The organism is Cypionkella sp. (genome assembly GCF_034376685.1).
Classification (GTDB): Bacteria; Pseudomonadota; Alphaproteobacteria; order Rhodobacterales; family Rhodobacteraceae; genus Cypionkella.
Genome location: NZ_JAXMJJ010000029.1, coordinates 1 through 22740, shown reverse-complemented (window position 1 = coordinate 22740; position 22740 = coordinate 1). Strand labels below are relative to the sequence as shown.

Here is a 22740-nt window from a genome sequence, read left to right as displayed (position 1 = left end):
AATAAGAGTAAAATTGCGTCCCGCCCCGGCGGCCTCGCCCCTTCGGGTCTTGGCCGCACTTAAGACTTTCACATTGGCTCAAATACTCCCGCCGGAGGCATCCGACATTGACCTAAAGAGCCTCCGGCGGGAGTATTTCAAAAAGAGCAAATACCAAGAACGCTCTATATCATCCCGCGCAATTTGCCCGCTACCGCCTCTGCCAGTTTGGCATGTTCGGCCTGATCAAAATGCACACCATCCAACGGGCTGACCTTGATCGCCTCACCCGCATCCAGAAACGCCACCCCGCGCGCCTGTGCCAAAGTGGCATACAGCGGCGACAAAGCCTGCGACCGGACGGCTCCACCCCAGAATTCCCCCTTGATTGGCCCGACTTCAACCACAGGCGTCGGACACACCAGCAATACCTTGAACCCGCCATGCCGTTCCTGCATCAGCCGGTGCTGCGCAATATCCAACAGGCTCGCAATCCCCCCAACCACCGCCTCGGGCGTCGAGGTAAACCGCGCCTTCACGTCATTGGTCCCCAGCATCAGCACCAGAACATCCAGCGACCCATGGCTTTCCAGTGCGATCTTCAAGCCCACCTGCCCGTTCATATGCGCGCCCATGATCGGATCGTCGAACATTGACGTCCGCCCCGGCAGACCTTCCTCGATCACCTCACAGCCCAAGGCCGCCTGCACGCGCGAGGGCCAGCGCACCCCGACGCCATAGCGCTCATACCGCGCCAGATCGGTGATCGGCGGTGTCCCATGCGTGTTACTATCGCCAAAACACATCACAACCGGCATCTGATCCCCCCATTTTCCGCCACGCTATGCCCCGCCTACGTTAGCGTAAACCCCCTTCCCCTTTCGCCCCCTGCCCCCCATATATACGCCAACCCAAAACCTTTGAGGCTTTCCATGTTCGGCACCCCCACCGCCCCCCCAATCGCCGCCACAGCAGCGCCTGTCCCCGATCTGATCACTGACGGCTCGGAAGTCACCTTTCTGCAAGACGTCATAGAGCCGTCGCAGACCACCCCGATCATCGTCGATTTTTGGGCGCCGTGGTGCGGCCCCTGCAAAACCCTCGGCCCCGCCTTGGAGGCCGCCGTTACCGCCGCCAAAGGCCGGGTGCGGATGGTGAAAATCAACGTCGATGAAAATCAGGCGCTTGCGGCCCAGTTGCGCATCCAATCCATCCCCACCGTCTATGCCTTCTTCCAAGGTCAGCCGGTTGATGGCTTCCAAGGCAATGTTGCCCCCTCCGAGTTGAAACGCTTCGTCGATAAACTCGCCGCGATGGGGCCAGAGCCGGACAATGGCCTTGCCGATGCCATCGCCGCTGCGGAAACCATGCTGGATGACGGCGACTACGCCGACGCGGTGGAAACTTTCACCGCGATCCTTGAAGAAGAACCCGAGAATGCCGTGGCCTACGCGGGCCTGATCCGCGCGCATCTGGCGCTTGGCGATCTTGACCTTGCCGAAACCCTGATCACCACCGCCCCCGGCCAGCTTGCAAAAGCCAAGGAAGTCGAGGCCACCCGCGCCATGCTTGACCTCGCCCGCCAAGCCGCTTCTGCTGGCCCCGAGGATGATCTGCGCGCCGCCCATACTGCCGATCCGAAAAATCCCCAGATCCTGTTCGACCTTGCCACCGCCCTGCACGCCAATGGCAAGGTGGAAGAAGCCGTCAACACCCTGCTCGACCTCTTCAAACTCGATCGCGAGTGGAACAACAACGCCGCCCGCACTCAGCTTTTCACCATCTTTGAGGCGCTGAAACCGCAAGACCCCATCGTCTTGGCAGGCCGCCGCCGTCTGTCCTCGATGATCTTTGCCTAAACCGGATGGCACACTAGCTAGAGGGCATGATGAAGCAAACCGACCTGCCCGACACGCTGCCGCTGTTCCCGCTTCCGGGCGCGCTTTTGCTGCCGCGCGCCCGCTTGCCACTGCATATCTTCGAGCCGCGATATCTGGCGATGCTGGACGATTGCATGAAAACTCCGCACCGCCTGATCGGCATGATCCAGCCGCGAGAGGCCCCGAACGGCGAAAAGCGCCTGTCGGCCATCGGTTGCGCCGGTCGTCTGACCGGGTTTTCCGAAACCGAAGACCACCGCTATATGATCACCCTGACCGGCGTGTCGCGGTTTCGACTGCGGGCTGAGGTCGAAGGCTTCACCCCCTACCGCCGCGCCCATATTGATTGGCTGCCCTTCGCCCGCGATCTGGGCCGTGAAGAAACCGACAAGGATTTTGACCGCGAACCCTTCCTCGCCCTGCTCGCCCGCTACTTCGCCACCCGCGATCTCGGCACCGATTGGAGCGGCATCAAAGCCGCCGACACCGAACTGCTGATCAACTCGCTGTCGATGCTGCTGCCTTTTCCCCCCGAAGACAAACAAGCGCTGCTCGAAGCCCCCTCGCTGATCACCCGCCGCGAAACCCTCGTCACCCTTCTGGAAATCGCCCTCCATTCGGATGGCCGCGATGAGACATTGCAATGACCGACACCCCGCCAAACACCCCCCTGCACGACCGCCGTATGCTGGAAGCCCTCGTCTGCCCCGTCACCCAAGCCGTGCTGACCTATGACGCGGAAAAGATGGAGCTGATCTCGAAAGCCGCCCATCTGGCGTTCCCGATCCGCGATGGGATTCCGATCATGCTGGTAAGTGAGGCGCGGGCGGTGGAGTGAGGCACCAAGAGCGCCATTTCGCGTAGGGTGGGTGAAACCCACCACCAGCGCCGACAGCTCTAAACCATCCCGTCCCGGCCCTAAACCTCCACCCCCCGCAACAACTTCGGCACTTCCCCCGACAACCCCGCCGCCTGCCGCATGAACTTGCGCCGCAGCCCCGGCACGGCGTTCACCAGCCCCATGCCCAGATCACGGCCCATCCGCAGCACCGGATTGTCGTTCGAGAACAACCGGTTCACCCCATCCATCCCCAGGGCCAATGCGGTGCTGTCAAACCGCCGCCAGCGTTGATAGCGCTCCAGCACATCGGCAGCCCCAATATCCTCACCCCTGCGCCGCGCCTCGATCAGCACTTCCGCCAAGGCCCCGACATCGCGCAGCCCCAAATTCAACCCCTGCCCCGCAATCGGATGCACGCCATGCGCCGCATCGCCCACCAAAGCCACGCGCGGGGCCACGAAACTGTTCGCCAAAGTCAGGCTCAGCGGATAGGTAAACCGCTCCCCCGCCAATGAAATCTCACCAAGAAAATCGCCAAACCGAGGCCGCAACGCTTCCAGATACTCCGCATCGCTCAACGCCTGAATAGCCGCCGCCTGCGCCTCTGTCTCACTCCAGACGATCGACGAATGATGCCCACCCGCCAGCGGCAAAATCGCCAGCGGCCCCGAGGGCATGAAGAACTGCTGCGCAATGCCCTGATGATCTTTCTCATGCGCAATCGCCGTCACCAGCGCCGTCTGCCCATACCCCCAGCCCGTCCGCCCGATCCCCGCACGCGCCGCAACCCCCGAAGCACGCCCATCACAGCCGACCAGAACCGATCCCCGCACGACACGTCCCGAGGCCAGAACAACCTCAACCCCAGCCCCGCTAACCACCTGAGAAATCACCGTTTCCCCCGAGATCAACACAACCCCAGCCGCCTCCATCGCCGCCAGAAACGCCGCATACAAATAACGGTCTTCAACCATAAACCCCATCGGGCCTTCTTCCATCTCGGCATGGTCAAACGTCAGAAAGAACGGCGCAGGCCCCTGCCCCGCCACCCCGTCGCTGGCTTTGATCTGCAAGATCGGCTGCACCCGCCCCGAAAGCCCGGGCCAAACCCCAATCACCTCCAACAACCGCTTTGACGCCACCGCCAAGGCATAGGCCCGCCCGTCAAACCCGGCTTCGGCCCGCGCACCCGCAGGCCGCGCATCCACCACCACCACCCGCAAACCACTGCGCGCCAAAGCCACGCCCAAGGCCGGGCCGTTCAAGCCCCCGCCCACGATCACAATGTCAGCATCTTTTTCCATACCGCCAAATATGGCCCAACCTACAGCATTGTCCATGCGCCGCCTTGCCGCTACGCTTTGTCAAAATGGGGAACATAATGAGCAAAACCTGGTCCAACATGACTGCCGCTGACTTGGGCCGCGAGATCGGCAAAGGCAGCATCAACCCGGTCGAACTCACCGAGTTTTTCCTCGAAAAAATCGCCATCCACGAACATTCCACGCGCATCTACGCCCGCCCCACCCCGACCCGCGCCCGAGGCGAGGCGATGGGGGCCGCCGCCCGCGCCAAATCCGGCCTGCGCCGGGGTCTGCTCGACGGCGTTCCGGTCAGCTGGAAAGATCTGTTTGATACCGCAGGTATCGCCACCGAAGCCGGATCGGCGCTGCTGCAAAACCGCATCCCGCTGAAAGACGCCGTGGTTGTGGAAACCGCCACCCGCGAAGGCCTTGTTTGCCTTGGCAAAACCCACATGTCCGAACTCGCGTTCTCAGGCCTCGGCCTCAACCCCGTCACCGCCACCCCGCCCTGCATCAACGATGACCAAGCCGTCGCGGGCGGTTCAACCTCGGGCGGCGCGGCCTCGGTCGCCTTCGGGCTCGCCCCCGCCGCCATCGGCTCTGACACCGGCGGCTCCGTCCGTATCCCGGCCGCATGGAACGATCTTGTCGGCCTGAAAACCAGCCACGGTCGCATGCCGCTGACCGGGGCAGTCCCGCTCTGCGAGCAATTCGACACTGTCGGCCCCCTCGCCCGTTCGGTCGAAGATTGCAGCCTGCTTCTCGCCGCCCTCGAATCCCGCAAACCCGCTGACCTGACTGGCAGCACCCTCAGCAACGCCCGCTTTCTCGTGCTCAACACCATCGCTCTCGACGATCTGCGCCCCCGCCCCGCCTCTGGTTTTGAAGACGCGCTCAGCCGCCTGTCCCGCGCAGGCGCGCAGATCGGCCATATCGACATCCCCGAAGTGGCCGAGGCGATGGCCCTCGCGGGCATCCTGTTCACCGCCGAAGCTTACGGCATCTGGGCCAAAACCATCGAAGCCGCACCCGAGAAAATGTTCCCCCGCATCCTCGAACGCTTCCGCACCGGGGCTGCGATCAAAGCCGCCGATTACGTCGCCGCATGGCGCAGGTTGCACGAAATCCGTGCCGTCTGGGCCGCTAAAACCGCCGGATATGATGCCATCTTGATTCCCACCTCGCCCATCCTGCCACCCAATGCCCACCGCCTGATGACCGATGACACCTATTATGTCAGCGAAAATCTGCTGGCCCTGCGCAACACCCGCATCGGCAATCTGATGGGGCTTTGCGCGCTAACCCTACCCACAGCACAGCCCTCTTGCGGCATCTCTTTCATGGCCGGCCCCGGTCAGGAAGAACGCCTGCTGCGGCTGGGCCAAGCCGCCGAACGCGCGCTGGCCTAAAAGACACAACCCCACGCCCCAAGCCCATATCCCATATGGGTTTTTCTGGACGCGCCCGCATGATCTGGTTATCGTGATCCAGAACGGGGCGATATGACCCTGAGATGAGGCAGTAATGGCGTTTCCTAAGCGGTTTTCGAACCTGCCGGATTATGCGTTTCCGCGCTTGCGGAAGCTTCTGGACGCACATGCGCCCGGCGGTGAGACCATTTCCATGACCATCGGAGAGCCCCGGCACCCGATTCCCGACTTTGTCGCGCCTATTCTGGCGGCCAATATCCAAGATTTCGCGATCTATCCGCCAAATGACGGCACGCCCGAATTGCTGACGGCAATTTCCGGTTGGATCAAGCGTCGCTACGGTGCGAAAATGGCGCAAGATCAGTTGATGGTGCTGAACGGCACCCGCGAAGGCCTCTATAATGCCTGCATCGCGCTTTGCCCGGAAACCAAAAACGGCAAACAACCCATCGTCTTGATGCCGAACCCGTTCTACCAAGTCTACGCCGTGGCCGCTGTCACCGTCGGGGCCGAACCGCTCTACGTCCCCGCCACCGCCGCCACCGGGTTCCTGCCCGATTACGCAGGCCTGCCCGCCGAAATCCTCGACCGCGTCACCATCGCCTACATCTGCTCGCCCGCCAATCCGCAGGGTGCCGTCGCCAGCGCAGACTATTGGAAAAACCTTCTGGCCTTGGCCGAGAAACACGATTTCACCATCTTCGCCGATGAGTGCTACAGTGAAATCTGGCGCAACACCGCCCCCACCGGCATCCTCGAAGTCGCCCGAGCCATCAATGCCGACCCCGAGCGGGTCTTCACCTTCCACTCGCTCTCCAAACGCTCCAACCTCCCCGGCCTGCGCTCTGGCTTCGTGGCAGGCGGTGCAAAAGGCATCGCGCAAATCCGCAAACTGCGCTCTTTCGCCGGTGCCCCCCTGCCGCTGCCGATCCAGAAGGTCTCCGAGGCCTCTTGGAACGATGATCAACACGTCGCTGCCTCCCTCGCGCTCTATCACGCGAAATTCGACGCAGCGGACCACATTTTCGCAGGCCTTCAGGGCTTCAAAACCCCCGAAGGCGGCTTCTTCCTCTGGCTGCCCGTCAATGACGGCGAACAAGCAGCCCTCAAAGCATGGCGCGAAACCGGCGTCCGGGTTCTCCCCGGCGCGTATCTGTCGCGCGATGCAAACGGGGAAAACCCCGGCAAAGGCTATATCCGGGTCGCCCTCGTGGCCCCCAAAGAAGAAATGCAGCGCGGGCTGATCCAACTCCGCGACTGCCTCTACGGTTGAGGACAGGGTAACATGGCATCTTATCAAGCACGGCAACGCGATCCGCTTCTCGACCAAGGCACCACGGCAATGCTGGAGCGCCGCGGGCGTGAATTACTGGGCCTCGCCCTGATCGCCGCTGCCTTCCTGTTCATGCTGATGCTGGGCAGCTATTCGCCCGAAGATCCCGGCTGGATGGTCGCGACGGATGAACCCGCCGCCAACACGCTGGGCCGCTTCGGGGCCGCCCTCGCCTCCACCCTGATCATCATCGGCGGCAAAGGCGCTTGGGCGATCCCGATGATCCTCAGCGCTTGGGGCCTGCGTTTCGTCCTCCACCGCGGGGCCGAGCGTGCCGTCTCGCGCATGGTTTTTGCCGTGATCGCCATCGCGATGGCCTCGATCTACGCCGCCACCCTGCTGCCCTCCGCCATGTGGGTGCACAGCTTCGGCATGGGCGGTTTGTTCGGCGACACCGTGGTTGGTGCCTTGATGAACATCATTCCCGGCGGCTCGGCCGTCGGGTTGAAACTGATCTCGCTGGCCTCGGGTGCCGCGATGATTGCCCTCATGCTGTTCGTCACCGGCTTCAACTTCCCCGAGATTCGCGCCGGTTTCCGCTTTCTGATCACCAGCCTGATCTACAGCTATTCCATCCTGCTCGGCGCCGCTGGCAAAGGCGCGCAAGGCACCACCCGCGCCGCTGCCGCCATCCACGCCCGCCGCCGCCGCAACGCCGCCGAAGCCGCCCGCCCGGACGAGACCCTGCGCGCCCCCGCCGATTGGCGCGAAGACCGCGCCACCTCCACCATCCGCCGCGCCGAGCCCAGCGTAGAGGCCGCAGGTTTCGGCCGCCCCTCCACCCTGCGCGCCGATGCCCGCTATGCCGAACCACTGGCCGAGGCCCCACAATACGCCCCGCCGCGCGAAAAGCTCGGGCTTCTGGCACGGATGCCCGCCCTGATGCGCCGCGCGGTTGATCCCGAGCCCGAACTGATCGAACCGACCATCTCGGATGCCGCCGATCACGCCGACATGCCATCGGACGACCGCATCAAGTCGCGGATTTCCGACGCCATCCGCTCACGCACCCGCCCGCCCGAAGCGCAGCTTTCCCCGCTCGCAGCCGCCATCCAGCGCCGCGAACCGCCTTTGCAACGCCCGCGCGGCCCGGCTCCGCTGATCGCCGACACCCGCCCGATCACGCGGATCGAGCCACCGGTCACAGCCCCCGTCGTTCCACTGCACAAAGCCCCGTTGCACAACGCTTTCGTCGAAACCGAAGACGATCAAGCCTTTGATCTGCCGGAAGATCACAGCTTTACCCTGACCGACGATGCCCATGATTACGCCGCTGACGAAGACGACTACGCCGACGATTACACCCCCGCCGTTGCCCCCCCCCGCCCTGTCCCCACGCCCGAGCGTCGCCCGGTCGTCCAGCATGCGGTGAAAAAACCCATCGCCCCCTCTGCCCGCGCGGCAGCCGAGGCGCAACCTCGCCTGCGCTTCGACGATCCCGCCCCGGCTTACGAGCTGCCGCCGCTGTCGCTGCTCACCCCGCCATCCTCGGTGCAACGCCACGCGCTCTCCGACGAAGCCCTCGAAGAAAACGCCCGCATGTTGGAAAACGTGCTGGATGATTACGGCGTCAAAGGCGAAATCGTCTCTGTGCGTCCCGGCCCCGTCGTCACCATGTACGAACTCGAACCCGCTCCCGGTCTGAAAGCCAGCCGCGTCATCGGCCTTGCCGACGACATCGCGCGATCGATGTCCGCGCTTTCCGCCCGCGTCTCTACTGTTCCGGGCCGCACCGTGATCGGCATCGAACTCCCGAATGCCACCCGCGAAAAGGTAGTCTTGCGCGAAATCATCGCTGCGCGTGACTTTGGCGACAGCAACATGCGCCTGCCGCTAGCGCTTGGCAAAGACATCGGCGGCGATCCCATCGTCGCCAACCTTGCCAAAATGCCCCACCTGTTGATCGCAGGCACCACCGGTTCCGGCAAATCCGTCGCCATCAACACCATGATCCTGTCCTTGCTCTACAAACTCAGCCCGGAAGAATGCCGCCTGATCATGATCGACCCGAAAATGCTGGAACTCTCCGTCTATGACGGCATCCCGCACCTGCTTTCCCCGGTCGTCACCGACCCGAAGAAAGCCGTCGTTGCCCTGAAATGGGTGGTGTCGGAAATGGAAGAGCGCTACCGCAAAATGTCGAAAATGGGCGTGCGCAACATCGAAGGCTACAATGGCCGCGTGCGTGAAGCGCTGGCCAAGAATGAGATGTTCAAGCGCACCATCCAGACCGGATTCGATGAAGACACCGGCGAGCCGATGTTTGAAACCGATGAATTCCAGCCCGTCACCATCCCCTACATCGTGGTGGTGGTCGATGAGATGGCCGATCTGATGATGGTCGCGGGCAAGGAAATTGAAGCCTGTATTCAACGTCTTGCCCAAATGGCCCGCGCTTCGGGCATCCATTTGATCATGGCCACCCAGCGCCCATCTGTTGACGTGATCACCGGCACGATCAAAGCCAACTTCCCGACCCGGATTTCCTTCCAGGTGACCTCGAAAATCGACTCACGCACCATCCTCGGTGAACAAGGTGCCGAACAACTGCTCGGCATGGGCGACATGCTCTATATGGCAGGCGGCGGTCGCGTCAGCCGTATCCACGGCCCGTTTGTCTCCGATGAAGAAGTCGAAGAAATCGTCAACCACCTGAAATCCTACGGCCCGCCGGTCTATATGTCGGGCGTGATCGAAGGCCCTGAAGACGAGAACGCCGCTGAAATCGACAGCCTGCTGGGCCTTGGCTCCGACGGCCTCGACGACAGCCTTTACGACCAGGCCGTCGCCATCGTCGCCAAAGACCGCAAATGCTCCACCAGCTACATCCAACGCAAACTCGGCATCGGCTACAACAAAGCCGCCAAACTGGTCGAGCAGATGGAAGAACACTCGGTCATCAGCCCCGCCAACCATGTCGGCAAACGCGAGATTCTGCTGCCAGAGCATTGAGGGGAAACGCCACAGCAAACCAACCAAAACGCGCGCAGGAAACTGCGCGCGTTTTGCCATTTCACATTGGTCCAAATATCCCCGCCGGAGGCTCCCCCCGTCAGCCCACAACCCGCGAAAATGCAAGCGCAGGGTGGGGTTTCACCCCACCACGGGTGGGTCAAACCTTAAAAATCCCTTAACGGGGCAAGGCCATCACATTGAAACAAAACAATAAAAAAAGGTCCCGCGTTGGGACCGCAGCAAATCAAACCCCGATCAACCGCGACCGCGCCTTCAAAGCCCCCAGCCAAGCCAGCCCATGCACCGTCGCCCGCGTGGGCCGATACTCGGCAGCGACCCAGCCCTGATAGCCACTTTCATCCAAGCAGGTGCAAAGCCCGGTCAAATCAAACCCACCGCCACCCGGTTCGTTCCGGCTCGGAAACCCCGCGATCTGAACATGATTGACCCGCGCCCCATGCTTGGCCCAAACCGCCGCCGCATCGCCATGAATTCTAGCGGCGTGCCACAGATCAAACTGAATACCGACCTGCGCCAGCCCCAGATCTTCGACAATCCGGCCCGCCTGATCAAAGTCATTCAGGAAATACCCCGGCATGTCATCCGGGTTCAACGGCTCCAGCGTGATCGCCAAGTCCGGTGCCTGCGCCGCAGCCCAAGTCAGGTTCTCCGTATAGACCTGCTCCGCCTGCGGCCCCTTCGCCACCCCGGCCATCACATGCACCCGAGCGGCCCCCAGCCGAGACGCCAATTCAGCCGCCCGCAAGAATCCCTCGCGAAACCGCGTCTCCTCGCCCGGCACGGCCGCAAAGCCACGATCCCCTGCCGCCCAGTCGCCGGGGGGTGTGTTGATCATCGCCAAGGGCAGGCCAGCCAAAGCGGCCTCCCATTCCTTCGCGGGATAATCATAGGGGAACAGAATCTCCGCCCCATCAAAGCCCGCCTGCGCGGCAAGACTGGGGCGATCGAGGGGGGAAACCTCGGTGAAAAGCATGGTCAGGTTGGCGGCAAATAAAGGCATCAGCGCAGCTCTAGCGAAGGAATCAGCGGAAAGAAACAGCCATCTGACCAAAGCCCGAACCAGCTTTCCCCCTGATGGGTCTCATGCACCCCCAATTCGATCAACCGATAGAAGGATTTCCGGTCGATCAAGGCCTCCAACCCCGCGCGGATGTGAACATAGGGCGAGGGCTCCCCCCCTGCCCCGCGGTCCACCCTTATCGGGTTCGCGGCGTTGGCGACCACTTCATCCTCGGTCTTGGTGAAGAACCGCAAAAGCTGGCTCTGCCCTTCACCCTCTACTTCAAAGTCCACCGCAAGCATCGGTGCGTCATCGACCCGGATACGCACCTTCTCCACCGGGGTAACAAGGAAATACTCGTCCCCCTCGCGCCGCAAAATAGAGGAAAACAGCTTCACCATCGGCATGCGCCCGATCGGCGAGCCTTCGTGAAACCAGTTCCCATCCCTTGCGATCCGCATATCTATGTCGCCGCAAAACGGCGGATGCCACAGATGCACCGGCGGTGGGCCTTTTTTTGCAGCGACCTGTACCGCAGCCAGCCCTTCGGCCAGCGGTTTCACGATCATTTGTGCATCTTCGCTTTTTGCCATTTGTACCCGACGCCTAGATTGGATCATATGGCAGCATATAACCTGTTCCGGAGAATTGTCATGGCCGATCCCACCCAACTCGTCGCCGAGATCGAAAGCTTAGGCGCACGGCTGGCGCAGGCGAAGGCCTCGATCAATCAGCGCTTTATCGGGCAAGACAAGGTTGTGGATCAGGTTTTGGCGGCGATGCTGTGTGGCGGGCATGCTCTGCTGGTGGGTCTGCCGGGTCTGGGAAAGACGCTGCTGGTGGACACACTCAGCACCGTTATGGGTCTGAAAGGCAACCGTATCCAGTTCACGCCAGACCTGATGCCCGCTGATATCTTGGGCTCGGAAGTCCTGGAAACCGCCTCCGATGGCGCACGCGCCTTTCGCTTCATCGAAGGCCCGGTGTTCTGCCAGCTTTTGATGGCGGATGAGATCAACCGTGCCTCGCCCCGGACCCAGTCAGCTTTGCTGCAAGCCATGCAGGAAAAAGAGGTCACCATCGCGGGGCAACACCGCGCTTTGGGCCGTCCGTTCCACGTTCTCGCCACGCAAAACCCGATTGAGCAGGAAGGCACCTATCCGTTGCCCGAAGCGCAGCTGGACCGCTTCCTTTTGCAAGTTGATGTCGAATACCCCACCCGCGCGCATGAGCGCGATATTTTGCTGGTCACCACGGGTGCGACAGAAACCGAGGCGCATCAGGTATTTACCGCCGAAGAGCTGCTGACAGCGCAAACCGTGCTGCGCCGGATGCCGGTGGGTGATCAGGTGGTTGAGGCGATCCTTGACCTCGTCCGTGCCTGCCGTCCGGGTGAGCCTGAGGGTCGCGATCTGGCGGGCAGCTTGTCGTGGGGGCCAGGGCCGCGTGCTGCCCAAGCCTTGATGCTGACGGTGCGGGCGCGGGCGCTGCTGGATGGCCGCTTGGTGCCTTCCATCGCCGACGTGGCCGCGATGGCAAAACCGGTGCTGGAACACCGCATGGCACTGTCTTTCGCAGCCCGTGCGCGTGGCGAAACCCTGTCCAGCTTGATTGATCGCACGATTTCCCGCGCCCTGCGCACTGAGGCTGCTGCGTGAGCCTAGGCACCGATCTTCGCGCCCGAGCCGAAACGCTGGGGCAATCGCTGCCAGCGCTGTTGGCAGAGGCCGAGCATCTGGCAGCGACCCTGATGCTGGGCGAACATGGGCGGCGCCGCGCCGGTCAGGGGGATGAGTTCTGGCAGTACCGTCCGGCGCATCAGGGGGACGCCGCGCGCGCGATTGACTGGCGCAGATCAGCCCGATCCGATGCGCATTTCGTGCGCGAACGCGAATGGCAAGCGGCACAATCGGTGACGCTTTGGGTTGACGGCGCAAGCTCTATGGCGTTTTCCGGCGACAAAGATCGCGCGCCAAAGCTGGACCGCGCCCGTCTATTGGCGCTGGCTTTGTCGGTGCTGTTGCTGCGTAGCGGTGAGCGGGTGGGCCTTTCAGGCATGGTGCCGAAACCGGGGCGCGCACAGATCATGGACTTGCTGGCAGGTCTGTCGGTTGCGGATGCGGAAGACTACGGTGTGCCCGATGTGAACGGCATGGTCAGCCACGGGCGGGCGGTGTTTCTGTCGGACTTTCTGGGAAATCTTGACCCTTTGGAAACCGCGCTGACCCATGCCGCGGATCGCGGCGTGCGCGGTGTGCTGCTGCAAGTGCTTGATCCGGCAGAGGAAGATTTCCCCTATCTGGGCCGCACCGTGTTCGAATCAATGCAGGGCTCCTTGCGGCACGAAACCCAATCGGCGGGAGACCTGCGCACACGTTATCTGGATCGTCTGGCCGAGCGCAAAAGCCGCCTTGCTACTTTGGCCAGCGCAATGGGCTGGCATTATCACTGCCACCACACCGGACAATCCGCGCAGACAGCGCTGCTTTGGGCCTACAACGCCTTGGAGGGCGGGCGATGAGTGCGCTGGCTTTTACAGCGCCGTGGCTGCTTTGGGGCCTGATCGCGCTGCCGATCCTTTGGCTGCTCTTGCGCGCCATTCCTCCTGCCCCGATCCGCCGCCGCTTTCCGGCTGTGGCTTTGCTGCTGGGGCTGGTCGATGAAGATCGGCAAGCGGACAAGACCCCGTGGTGGCTCCTTTTGCTGCGGGCCTTGGCGGTGACGGCGGCCATCATCGGCTTTGCCGGTCCGGTGTTGAACCCGGAAAACCGCGCGCCCGGTTCTGGGCCGCTGCTGATCGTGCTGGACGGCGGCTGGGCGGATGCCCGCGATTGGCCGCGCCGGCTTGAGAAAGCCAATGCGTTGCTGACCGAGGCACAGCGGGCAGGTCGCACCGTTGCCGTGATCCGGCTGACCGATACTCCGCAGCCGGTAGAGTTTCAGATTGCCGAGGCTTGGGCGGGCCGATTGGCGGCCATGGAGCCGCAGCCCTTCGCCCCGCAAGCGCTTGAAGATTGGGCAACAATTCTGCCTGCTGAGAGCTTTGACAGCTATTGGCTGTCGGATGGGCTTGAACATCCGGGCCGCGATGCCTTGCTGACAGCGCTGAGTGCCAAAGGCGATCTGACTGCGTTTTTGTCACCACGCCCGGTTTTCGCGCTGCGCCCGGCAACATTTGAAGATGGCAAGATCACCGTTACTGCCGCGCGTCTGCCGGGGGATGCGGCAGATCTGGATGTGATCGCGCGCGGACCCGATCCTTCGGGCATTGACCGCGAATTGGCGCGGGCCCGCCTGCACTTTGACGCAAACACTCCCGAGGCCAAAGTCGCGCTGGACCTGCCGCCGGAATTGCGCAACCGCATCGCCCGGTTTGAACTTCTGGGCCAGCGCAGCGCAGGTGCCGTCAGCCTGACGGATGACAGCCTGAAGCGTCGCAAGATCGCGATAATCGGTGGTGGCCCGGATCGTGAGGGACCGCCGCTGCTGCAACCGGCCTATTTTCTGCGACAAGCCTTGGTTCCGGTTGCCGATCTGATGGAAGGTGGCCTGTCGGATGTGATCCCTGCCAACCCCGATGTGATTATCCTCGCCGATGTTGCCAAGCTGACCCCGGCTGAAACCGAAGGTCTGCTGGAATGGCTGGAGAAGGGCGGTCTGTTGCTGCGCTTTGCCGGGCCACGGCTGGCGGCTTCGGAAGTGTCGCGCGTTGACGAAGATGCGCTGATGCCGGTGCGCCTGCGCGAAGGCGGCCGCTCGGTTGGCGGGGCGATGAGTTGGGGCGAGCCGAAAACGCTGGCCGCTTTCCCCGAGGATTCGCCATTTCACGGCCTGACGATCCCCGATGACGTGATGGTCAGCCAGCAAGTGTTGGCCCAGCCTGATCCGAACCTGACCGCACGTACGATTGCGGCGCTGGCGGACGGCACGCCCTTGGTCACCCGCAAAGAAGTCGGCGCCGGGCAGGTGGTGCTGGTGCATGTGACGGCAAATGCCGAGTGGTCGAACCTGCCGCTGTCAGGTCTGTTCGTGCAAATGCTGGAGCGGCTTGCGGTATCCACAAAACCCGCACAGCCCGATGCGCAGGATCTGGCAGGGCTGACATGGGTGCCGCAGAAGATCATGGACGGCTACGGGGTGGAACGTGACGCAGGCGAAGTCGCCGGGGTTGTGGGTGAAAAGCTGGCGCTGGCGATGAGTGCAGGCCCCGGCCCCGGCTTGCCTGCCGGACTTTACGCCAGTACCGAACGCAAGGTGGCGTTGAACGTGATCAGCGCCAAGACCACGATCACCGCTGCCACATGGCCGGCAGGCACAGGGATTAAGGGTATTGAAACGGTGAAAGCGCAGGCGCTCAAGGGTGTGCTGTTGACCGCCGCGACGATCCTGCTGGCGCTGGATATCCTTGCCGCCCTTTGGGTTTCGGGCCGGATCGGCGGGCTTGCCCGCACCGCCACCGTGCTGCTGGCTCTGCTGTTGCCGCACGATGCGCGCGCGCAGGTTCCTGATGATATCAAGGCGCTGGAAGCCACGCGGGGGGTGGTGCTGGCCTATGTCCAGACCGGCGATACCACGATGGATCAGGTGTCCGAGGCAGGTCTGCTTGGCCTGAGTGATCAGCTGTGGATGCGCACAGCGGTCGAACCTGAAAGGCCGATGGGGGTTGATCTTGAGGCCGACGATCTCGCCTTCTATCCCTTCCTTTACTGGCCGATCACGGCGAACCAACCGATCCCTTCAACGGCAGCCTATGCCAAATTGAACAGGTTTTTGCGTACGGGCGGGATGATCCTGTTTGACACCCGCGACGGCGATATCGCGGGTTTTTCCGGCGACACGTCGCCCGAGGGTCAAATGCTGCAACTGATCGCCTCGGGCCTTGATATCCCGGCGCTGGAGCCGATGCCGCAAGACCATGTGCTGACCCGCAGTTTCTATTTGCTACAAGATTTCCCCGGCCGTTTCGCGGGCGGTGCGGTCTGGGTTGAAGCCTCTGACCCGGCGGCAGAGCAGACCGAAGGCATGCCGTTTCGCAATCTGAATGACGGCGTGACCCCGGTGATCATTGGCAGCGCCGATTGGGCCTCGGCTTGGGCAACCGATCCTGAAGGGGTGCCGATGTTTCCGGTTGGGCGCGGCTATGCAGGCGAGGATCAGCGCGAGATTTCCTACCGTTTTGGCATCAACGTGATCATGCATGTGCTGACCGGGAATTATAAATCGGATCAGGTGCATGTGCCTGCGCTGCTGGAAAGGCTTGGCGAATGAGCCGGACAGTTGTTTTCGATCCCCTTATCGCTCTGCCTGCCCTCTGGGCGCTGGCGATCATCGCGGCGCTGTTGCTTGCCTTTGCTCTGTGGAAGGGTCTGCGCGGCTGGCCGTTGCGGGGGTTGGCGTTTGTGGCTTTGGGCGTGGCGCTGGCCAACCCGTCCTTGCAGGAAGAGAACCGCAAGCCGTTGTCAGATATTGTTTTGCTGCTGATGGATGAAAGCTCCAGCCAAACTTTGTCAGACCGCAAGGCCCAGATCGACGCGGCGGTCAGCAGGATGACAGCCGAAGTCGCGGCACTGGAAAACACCGAGTTGCGGGTGATCCGGTTTGGCGATGGCCCTGAAGATGCGGGCAGTTTGGCGATGACCGCGCTGGCGCAAGCGATGGCGGAAGAGCCGCGCGCGCGGATTGCCGGGGCAATTCTGATCACCGATGGGCAAGTGCATGATCTGGGGCTTGCCCCTGCCCTGCCCGCCCCGCTTCAGGTGCTTTTGACCGGCAAAAAACAGGATTGGGACCGCCACCTGATCATCAAGGATGCCCCGGCTTTCGCTATTCTGGGCGAGGAATTCATTCTGAAGCTCAAGGTCGAAGACAAGGGCGCTGTGCCAGACTCGGCGGGGGCCATGGTGACGCTGACGATTGGTGTCGATTCAGATGCGCCGATGACCTTCGACATTCCGCTGAATGAAGATCTGGAACTGCCCGTGCGCCTGCCCCACGCTGGCATGAACGTGCTGCAATTCTCGGTCGCCCCGGTGGCGGGTGAGTTGACCGACCGCAACAACGTGGCCGTCGTGCAGGTGAACGGCGTGCGCGACCGTTTGCGGGTGCTGCTGGTCTCGGGCGAGCCCCATGCCGGCGAGAGGGTCTGGCGCAACCTGTTGAAATCCGATCCTTCTGTTGACCTTGTGCATTTTACCATTCTGCGCCCACCGGAAAAGCAAGACGGCGTGCCGGTCGAGGAATTGTCGCTGATCGCCTTCCCAACCCGCGAGTTGTTTGTCGAGAAGATCAAGGATTTCGACCTGATCATCTTTGACCGCTATCGGATGCGTGGCATCCTGCCGATGGAATATATTGATAACGTTGTGCAATATGTGAAGAATGGCGGCACGGTTCTGGTGGCTGCCGGCCCGGAATTCGGTGCAGTGGACAGCCTGTGGCGTTCGCCTCTGGCCGAGATCCTGCCCGTTGAACCGACATCTCAGGTGATAGAGGAAGGCTATAAGCCCAAGCTGACCGATCTTGGCCGCCGCCATCCGGTGACCGAAGGGCTGGAGGCTTTGACCCCGCAGGGTTGGGGCCGCTGGTTCCGGCTGATCGACGTCAATCTGTTGCGCGGTCAGGTGCTGATGTCGGGCGCGCAAGACAAGCCTTTGCTGGTGCTGGACCGGGTTGATCAAGGCCGCATTGCGGTGTTGGCCTCGGATCAGGCTTGGCTGTGGGGGCGCGGCTATGAGGGCGGCGGGCCACAGTTGGAACTGCTGCGCAGACTGGCGCATTGGATGCTGAAGGAACCCGAACTGGAAGAAGAAGCATTGACCGCCACCAACAAGTCCGATGTGCTGACGATCACCCGCCGCACGGTTTCTGAAAAGCCGCCGGGCGAGCTGGTGATCACCGGGCCGGATGGTGTGAAGCAAAAGCTGGTGCTGCCGCCCGCAGGGCCCGGCAAGTATGCTGCTGATTGGAAAGCTCCGGCACTGGGGCTTTACCGTTTGCAACAGGATGATCTGGTGCGGGTGGTGGCGGTTGGACCCTCGGCACCGAAAGAGTTTGTGGAAACCTTGGCTTCGGGTGACGGCCTTGCCCCCATCGTGGCGACCATGGAGGGTGGTATTTTGCCGATCGAGGCGGGTCTGCCCGGAATCCGCACCGTGCGCGAAGGTCGTCCGGCGGCAGGGCGTGGCTGGATCGGCGTCACCCCGCGCGGTGCTTTTGTCACCGAAGATCTGCAGATCAGCCCGCTGGTGCCCGGTTGGTTGATGCTGATTCTGGCGGCAGGTTTGGCAGTAGCGGCTTGGCTGGTGGAAGGCCGCTTCAAGCGCCGTGCTGCATGACCTTGCGCGAGTCCGACGCAAACTCGCGTCGGATCAACAGCGCCGAGGTCAGCAGCGTAGTCGCGATCAGCGCATAGGGGCCAAGCAGCCAACCCAGTGAGCCCAGTGCGAAATAGATCGAGTGCAGGCCGCGGTTAAAGCTTTTCGCCGCCGTGATGTTCAACTCTGCCGCCTGCTGCGCCCGATGCGGTGCTACTGGATCGCCGGGATCATTCGGCACCGCCGCCATCATGATCGCGCAATAGCCGAACAACCGGTTTGACCAGATGAACTTCAACACCGCATTGGCCAGAAACATGATCACCAGCAGCACACGCAGTTGCAATCCGGTGGCATCGGTGGGCAGCGTCAGGTCTTCTGCCAGCCCAACAATCGCCGCCGGATTGCCGATCAGGGCAATGCCGCCGCCAATCGCGATCAGCGAGGCGCTGGCAAAGAATGCCGTGCCCTGCCGCAGACTGTCGATGATCGAGGCGTCAAAAATGCGGGGCTGCCGCGTCAGAAACTGCCGCATCCATTCGCGGCGATACTCTTTCATCAGCACGGTGACCGAGGGGCGACGGGCGGGCGGATGCTCGATCAGCCAGCCGGTCCCCGCCCAAGCGAGCAAGGCAAGCGCCACGGCAAGCGCGTCGATGGTGCTGAACGGGCCAATGCTGATCATGCTTTGCATCCACCAAACTTATGCGGTCGCGGCAAATCTGGGAAGGGCTAACAGTTGCTTGCCATTTTCAAAAATTGGTTATATTTTCTGACCACACAGGAGGCGCTTATGGATATGCCGATCCCCAATGCCGCCATCGTCGCGCGCAAATCTGCCATTGTCGCCAAATTGCGCGCGGTGCTGCCACCCGACGCGGTGATCAGCGATCCTGCGGAAACCCGCGCCTATGAATGTGACGCGCTGACGGCTTACCGCTGCGCGCCACTGGTCGCTGTCCTGCCCCGCACCACCGCTGAAGTGGCCGCCATCTTGCAGATTTGCCATGAAGACGGCGTGCCCGTAGTGCCGCGCGGGGCTGGCACCAGCCTTGCCGGAGGGTCCTTGCCCACCGCCGATTGCGTGATCCTTGGTGTCGCCCGGATGAATGCCGTGCTGGAAACCGATTACGATAACCGTTTCATCCGGGTGCAATCGGGTCGCACCAACCTGTCTGTGACTGGGGCGATTGAGGCCGATGGCTGGTTCTATGCTCCCGACCCCTCAAGCCAACTCGCCTGTGCGATCGCGGGCAATATCGCGATGAATTCGGGCGGGGCACATTGCCTGAAATATGGCGTCACCACCAACAACCTGCTGGGCGTGACCTTGGTGCAGATGGATGGCACGGTGGTGGAGATCGGTGGGCCGTGGTCGGATGCCGGGGGAATTGATCTGTTGGGGGTGATCTGCGGCTCAGAGGGCCAGCTTGGCATCGTTACCGAAGCCACCCTGCGGATTCTGCCCAAGCCAGAAGGCGCCCGCCCGGTTCTGGTGGGCTTCAACAGCAACGAAGTTGCAGGCAGCTGTGTGTCCGACATCATCAAGGCGGGCATCCTGCCCGTCGCCATTGAATTCATGGACCGCCCCTGTATCCGCGCCACCGAAGCTTTCGCCAAGGCAGGCTACCCCGATTGCGAGGCATTGCTGATCATCGAAGTCGAAGGCAGCCCTGCCGAAATCGCCGAGCAACTGGCCCGCATCAAGGCGATTGCCATGGCGCATAACCCGGTCGAATTCCGCGAGGCCGCTGATGAAGACCAAGCCAAGCGGATCTGGCTGGGCCGCAAATCTGCCTTTGGCGCGATGGGGCAGATCAATGATTACATGTGCTTGGATGGCACGATTCCGGTCTCGGCCCTACCCTACGTCCTGCGCCGCATTGGCGAGATGAGCGCTGCTTGCGGTCTGGATGTTGGCAATGTGTTTCATGCCGGTGACGGTAATATGCATCCCCTGATCCTGTTCGATGCCAACAAACCCGGCGATCTGGAACGCTGCGAGGCGTTTGGCGCGGATATCCTGAAGTTGTGTGTCGAAGTCGGCGGTTGTCTGACCGGCGAACATGGCGTCGGGATTGAAAAGCGCGATCTGATGAAGGTGCAGTTCAACGCGGCGGATATGGAGGCGCAACTGAAGGTCAAGGATGTGTTCGATCCGGCATGGCTGTTGAACCCGGCGAAGGTGTTTCCGTTGGATGTTACTGCCGGACGGCGCGCGGGCTAACAGGCCAGGGGGCTTGCCCCCCGGACCCCCGAGGATATTTGAGCACAGAGGATGACCATGCGGCCTGCAACAGAAGCTGAACTCAGCGACATCATCCAAGGCGCGCAAGCTTTGCGCATCCAGGGTGGTGGCACGCGGCGGGTGGGTCGTGCCTTGGGTGAGGTTTTGGACACCAGTGCATTGCACGGCATTGAACTTTATGAACCCGGCGCTTTGACACTGGTGGCGCGCGCGGGTACGCCGCTGGCCGAAATAGATGCGTTGCTGGCAGCCGAGCGGCAGCGCTTGGCATTTGAGGTGCCGGATTTGCGTGGGCTGCTGGGCCGCAATGGCGTTTCGACCATCGGCGGCGTGGTGGCAGCGAATGCCTCGGGGCCGCGCCGCGTGCAGGTCGGGGCCTGCCGTGACGCGCTATTGGGGGTGCGCTTTGTCGACGGCATGGGCGCCGTGATCAAAAATGGCGGGCGGGTGATGAAGAATGTCACCGGCTATGATCTGGTCAAGCTGATGGCTGGCTCACATGGCGCTTTGGGCGTGTTGACCGAAGTGTCGTTTAAAGTCCAAGCGGTGCCCGAGGCCGAAGTGACATTGGTGGCAGAGCGGGCCTTGCCGCAGGGGTTAGCAGATTTGCGGGCAGCGCTTGGATCGCCCTATGACATTTCTGGCGCGGCTTGGACGGATGGCAGCGCGATGATCCGGCTGGAAGGCATGGCGGGATCAGTCGCATACCGCGCGGGGAGGCTTTGCGCCTTGCTCGATTATGAGCAAGCGGCGGTCGATTGGACGGCGCTGCGCGATGTGCGTGGCCTTGCCGAAAAGCCGGGGGCGGTCTGGCGGCTCTCGATCAAGCCGACCGAGGCCGTACGGGTGGTGCAAGCCTTGGGCTGTGAGGCGATCTGCGATTGGGCAGGCGGCTTGCTTTGGCTGCGCGATCCTGACGGCACAGCGGATGTTCGCGCGGCGGTATCGGGCATCGGCCATGCCACCCTGATGCGGGCCTTGCCGGGGACGGAAGTCGTTCCGGCCTTCCCGCCGGAAGCCCCCGCCGTGGCTAATCTGACCGCAGGCCTGCGCGCCAAATTCGACCCGCGCGGCATTTTCAATCCGGGGATGATGGGCTGATGCAGACGCATTTCACCGAAACTCAACTGCAAGACCCCAAACTGGCAGAGGCCAACAAGATCCTGCGATCCTGCGTGCATTGCGGCTTTTGCACCGCAACTTGCCCAACCTATCAGGTGCTTGGCGATGAGTTGGATAGCCCGCGCGGCCGGATCTATCTGATTAAGGAAATGCTGGAAACCGGGCGTCCCGCCGATGCGCGCACGGTGAAGCATCTGGATCGCTGCCTGTCCTGTCTGGCCTGCACCACCACTTGCCCATCCGGCGTGGATTACATGCATCTGATTGATCAGGCGCGGGTCTATGTCGAGAAAACCTACAAACGCCCGCTGTCGGATCGCCTGCTGCGTTGGGTATTGGCCAAGGTAATCCCGCATCCTATCCGCTTCCGGCTCGCGCTGTTTGCCGCCAAGCTGGGCCGCCCGTTCGCGCGGATGATCCCGGATGCGCGACTGCGCGCCATGCTGGCGATGGCACCGGCAACCATTCCCCCCGTCAGCCGCAATGATGATCCGCAAAGCTTTGCGTCCACTGGGCCCAAACGGATGCGGGTGGCGCTGATGACAGGTTGCGCGCAAAAAGCGCTGAATACCGATATCAACGACGCCACCATCCGCCTTTTGCGACGTTTGGGCTGCGAGGTGGTAATCCCGCGCGGCATGGGCTGTTGCGGCGCACTGACGCATCACATGGGGCGCGAGGCCGAAAGCCATATGTCCGCTCGCGCCAATATCGCCGCGTTTATCGCGGAAAAACGTGGTGCGGGGCTGGATGCGATTGTAATCAACACCTCTGGCTGTGGCACCACCGTCAAGGATTACGGCCATATGATCGGTTCAGCCGAGGCGGCTGAGGTTTCGGCCTTAACGCTGGATATATCCGAACTGTTGCAACGGCTTATCCTGCCAGAGGGCGCAGCAAAGGGCCTGACCGTGGCCTATCATGCGGCGTGCAGCCTGCAACACGGCCAGCAAATCAAGACCGCGCCAAAAGACCTGCTGAAGCGCGCGGGCTTCACCGTGGTCGAACCCGCAGACAGCCATCTCTGCTGCGGATCAGCCGGCACCTATAACCTGCTGCAACCCGAGATTTCAGCGCAGCTTCGCACCCGCAAGGTGCAAACGCTGGAGGCCAAACGTCCCGACATCATCGCGGCAGGCAATATCGGCTGCATGATGCAAATCGGGGCTGCCACTGCCATCCCCATCGTGCATACGGTTGAGCTTCTGGACTGGGCTACAGGCGGGCCGAAACCGCGCGCCTTGGGCTGATGCGCCTCAAATCTGCCGCAGTTCACCGCTAGCTCGGGCAACCACACCGGAGGATACATGCGTT

Annotated in this window: 18 protein-coding genes; 13 read left to right on the top strand and 5 right to left on the bottom strand. The window is 62.3% G+C overall.

Annotated features, from left to right (window positions below):
- Positions 1-164: 164 nt before the first annotated feature.
- A complete protein-coding gene (locus U1A24_RS06220; protein ID WP_322321107.1) occupies positions 165-797 on the bottom strand; it encodes an SGNH/GDSL hydrolase family protein in 633 nt (210 codons plus the stop codon).
- A 114-nt stretch (positions 798-911) separates the two neighbouring features.
- Here U1A24_RS06220 and U1A24_RS06215 point away from each other — a divergent pair, with 114 nt between their 5' ends.
- The 3 genes from U1A24_RS06215 to U1A24_RS06205 are packed head-to-tail and all read left to right on the top strand — an operon-like array spanning position 912 to position 2697.
- Positions 912-1838: a co-chaperone YbbN gene (locus tag U1A24_RS06215; protein ID WP_322321106.1), complete on the top strand. Its 927-nt coding sequence runs from the start codon at positions 912-914 to the stop codon at positions 1836-1838.
- 26 nt (positions 1839-1864) lie between these two features.
- A complete protein-coding gene (locus U1A24_RS06210) occupies positions 1865-2506 on the top strand; it encodes an LON peptidase substrate-binding domain-containing protein (RefSeq protein WP_322321105.1) in 642 nt (213 codons plus the stop codon).
- Positions 2503-2697, top strand: coding sequence for a Trm112 family protein (locus U1A24_RS06205; RefSeq protein WP_322321104.1), 195 nt, complete (start codon positions 2503-2505; stop codon positions 2695-2697). The genes U1A24_RS06210 and U1A24_RS06205 overlap by 4 nt, the downstream gene beginning before the upstream one ends.
- Positions 2698-2777: 80 nt before the next feature.
- On the opposite strand, the gene U1A24_RS06200 is transcribed toward U1A24_RS06205, so the two are convergent.
- A complete protein-coding gene (locus U1A24_RS06200) occupies positions 2778-4004 on the bottom strand; it encodes an FAD-dependent monooxygenase (RefSeq protein ID WP_322321103.1) in 1227 nt (408 codons plus the stop codon).
- Between the two features lie 77 nt (positions 4005-4081).
- Between U1A24_RS06200 and U1A24_RS06195 the strand changes: the two genes are divergently transcribed.
- The 3 genes from U1A24_RS06195 to U1A24_RS06185 all read left to right on the top strand — a co-directional run bounded on the left by U1A24_RS06195 (position 4082) and on the right by U1A24_RS06185 (position 9719).
- Positions 4082-5413, top strand: coding sequence for an amidase (locus U1A24_RS06195; protein WP_322321102.1), 1332 nt, complete (start codon positions 4082-4084; stop codon positions 5411-5413).
- 115 nt (positions 5414-5528) lie between these two features.
- Positions 5529-6707 (top strand): aminotransferase class I/II-fold pyridoxal phosphate-dependent enzyme, encoded by a 1179-nt coding sequence (locus U1A24_RS06190; RefSeq protein ID WP_322321101.1) that lies wholly within the window; start codon positions 5529-5531, stop codon positions 6705-6707.
- 12 nt (positions 6708-6719) lie between these two features.
- The gene (locus U1A24_RS06185) at positions 6720-9719 is read left to right on the top strand and encodes a DNA translocase FtsK (RefSeq protein WP_322321100.1); all 3000 of its coding nucleotides are present in this window, start codon (positions 6720-6722) and stop codon (positions 9717-9719) included.
- Positions 9720-9966: 247 nt separating this feature from the next.
- Here U1A24_RS06185 and U1A24_RS06180 read toward each other — a convergent pair whose 3' ends face one another.
- Both U1A24_RS06180 and U1A24_RS06175 read right to left on the bottom strand, forming a co-directional pair.
- Positions 9967-10743 (bottom strand): hydroxypyruvate isomerase family protein, encoded by a 777-nt coding sequence (locus U1A24_RS06180; RefSeq protein ID WP_322321099.1) that lies wholly within the window; start codon positions 10741-10743, stop codon positions 9967-9969.
- Positions 10743-11312: a DUF1285 domain-containing protein gene (locus U1A24_RS06175; protein ID WP_322321284.1), complete on the bottom strand. Its 570-nt coding sequence runs from the start codon at positions 11310-11312 to the stop codon at positions 10743-10745. Before U1A24_RS06175 ends, U1A24_RS06180 begins: the two co-directional genes overlap by 1 nt.
- Before the next feature lie 84 nt (positions 11313-11396).
- Here U1A24_RS06175 and U1A24_RS06170 point away from each other — a divergent pair, with 84 nt between their 5' ends.
- From U1A24_RS06170 to U1A24_RS06155, 4 genes are read left to right on the top strand one after another with little or no spacing between them, the layout of a single operon-like run.
- Positions 11397-12401, top strand: a complete 1005-nt coding sequence (locus U1A24_RS06170; protein ID WP_322321098.1) for a MoxR family ATPase — start codon at positions 11397-11399, stop codon at positions 12399-12401.
- The gene (locus U1A24_RS06165; RefSeq protein WP_322321097.1) at positions 12398-13264 is read left to right on the top strand and encodes a DUF58 domain-containing protein; all 867 of its coding nucleotides are present in this window, start codon (positions 12398-12400) and stop codon (positions 13262-13264) included. The genes U1A24_RS06170 and U1A24_RS06165 overlap by 4 nt, the downstream gene beginning before the upstream one ends.
- The gene (locus tag U1A24_RS06160; protein WP_322321096.1) at positions 13261-16011 is read left to right on the top strand and encodes a DUF4159 domain-containing protein; all 2751 of its coding nucleotides are present in this window, start codon (positions 13261-13263) and stop codon (positions 16009-16011) included. Before U1A24_RS06165 ends, U1A24_RS06160 begins: the two co-directional genes overlap by 4 nt.
- Entirely contained in the window at positions 16008-18077 is a 2070-nt protein-coding gene (locus U1A24_RS06155) for a hypothetical protein (RefSeq protein WP_322321095.1), read from the top strand. The genes U1A24_RS06160 and U1A24_RS06155 overlap by 4 nt, the downstream gene beginning before the upstream one ends.
- Here the strand turns inward: U1A24_RS06155 and U1A24_RS06150 are convergent.
- Positions 18058-18741 (bottom strand): DUF599 domain-containing protein, encoded by a 684-nt coding sequence (locus tag U1A24_RS06150; protein WP_322321094.1) that lies wholly within the window; start codon positions 18739-18741, stop codon positions 18058-18060. The two genes, U1A24_RS06155 and U1A24_RS06150, sit on opposite strands and share 20 nt — an antisense overlap.
- A 108-nt stretch (positions 18742-18849) precedes the next feature.
- On the opposite strand from U1A24_RS06150, the gene U1A24_RS06145 reads away from it, so the two are divergent.
- Genes U1A24_RS06145 through glcF form a run of 3 tightly spaced genes read left to right on the top strand, consistent with a single transcriptional unit; the run spans position 18850 to position 22676 of the window.
- Positions 18850-20283 carry an FAD-linked oxidase C-terminal domain-containing protein gene (locus U1A24_RS06145; protein ID WP_322321093.1) on the top strand — a complete coding sequence of 478 codons (1434 nt, stop codon included), beginning with the start codon at positions 18850-18852 and terminating at the stop codon, positions 20281-20283.
- Between the two features lie 57 nt (positions 20284-20340).
- Positions 20341-21405, top strand: a complete 1065-nt coding sequence (gene glcE, locus U1A24_RS06140; protein ID WP_322321092.1) for a glycolate oxidase subunit GlcE — start codon at positions 20341-20343, stop codon at positions 21403-21405.
- Positions 21405-22676, top strand: a complete 1272-nt coding sequence (gene glcF / locus U1A24_RS06135; protein ID WP_322321091.1) for a glycolate oxidase subunit GlcF — start codon at positions 21405-21407, stop codon at positions 22674-22676. Before glcE ends, glcF begins: the two co-directional genes overlap by 1 nt.
- Positions 22677-22740 lie beyond the last annotated feature (64 nt).

Excerpts from the sequence above, each read along its gene's own strand:
- U1A24_RS06220 (WP_322321107.1), bottom strand. The coding sequence starts at position 797 with ATGCCGGTTGTGATGTGTTTTGGCGATAGTAACACGCATGGGACACCG.
- U1A24_RS06215 (WP_322321106.1), top strand. The coding sequence starts at position 912 with ATGTTCGGCACCCCCACCGCCCCCCCAATCGCCGCCACAGCAGCGCCT.
- U1A24_RS06210 (WP_322321105.1), top strand. The coding sequence starts at position 1,865 with ATGATGAAGCAAACCGACCTGCCCGACACGCTGCCGCTGTTCCCGCTT.
- U1A24_RS06205 (WP_322321104.1), top strand. The coding sequence starts at position 2,503 with ATGACCGACACCCCGCCAAACACCCCCCTGCACGACCGCCGTATGCTG.
- U1A24_RS06200 (WP_322321103.1), bottom strand. The coding sequence starts at position 4,004 with ATGGAAAAAGATGCTGACATTGTGATCGTGGGCGGGGGCTTGAACGGC.
- U1A24_RS06195 (WP_322321102.1), top strand. The coding sequence starts at position 4,082 with ATGAGCAAAACCTGGTCCAACATGACTGCCGCTGACTTGGGCCGCGAG.
- U1A24_RS06190 (WP_322321101.1), top strand. The coding sequence starts at position 5,529 with ATGGCGTTTCCTAAGCGGTTTTCGAACCTGCCGGATTATGCGTTTCCG.
- U1A24_RS06185 (WP_322321100.1), top strand. The coding sequence starts at position 6,720 with ATGGCATCTTATCAAGCACGGCAACGCGATCCGCTTCTCGACCAAGGC.
- U1A24_RS06180 (WP_322321099.1), bottom strand. The coding sequence starts at position 10,743 with ATGCCTTTATTTGCCGCCAACCTGACCATGCTTTTCACCGAGGTTTCC.
- U1A24_RS06175 (WP_322321284.1), bottom strand. The coding sequence starts at position 11,312 with ATGATCGTGAAACCGCTGGCCGAAGGGCTGGCTGCGGTACAGGTCGCT.
- U1A24_RS06170 (WP_322321098.1), top strand. The coding sequence starts at position 11,397 with ATGGCCGATCCCACCCAACTCGTCGCCGAGATCGAAAGCTTAGGCGCA.
- U1A24_RS06160 (WP_322321096.1), top strand. The coding sequence starts at position 13,261 with ATGAGTGCGCTGGCTTTTACAGCGCCGTGGCTGCTTTGGGGCCTGATC.
- U1A24_RS06155 (WP_322321095.1), top strand. The coding sequence starts at position 16,008 with ATGAGCCGGACAGTTGTTTTCGATCCCCTTATCGCTCTGCCTGCCCTC.
- U1A24_RS06150 (WP_322321094.1), bottom strand. The coding sequence starts at position 18,741 with ATGATCAGCATTGGCCCGTTCAGCACCATCGACGCGCTTGCCGTGGCG.
- U1A24_RS06145 (WP_322321093.1), top strand. The coding sequence starts at position 18,850 with ATGGATATGCCGATCCCCAATGCCGCCATCGTCGCGCGCAAATCTGCC.
- glcE (WP_322321092.1), top strand. The coding sequence starts at position 20,341 with ATGCGGCCTGCAACAGAAGCTGAACTCAGCGACATCATCCAAGGCGCG.
- glcF (WP_322321091.1), top strand. The coding sequence starts at position 21,405 with ATGCAGACGCATTTCACCGAAACTCAACTGCAAGACCCCAAACTGGCA.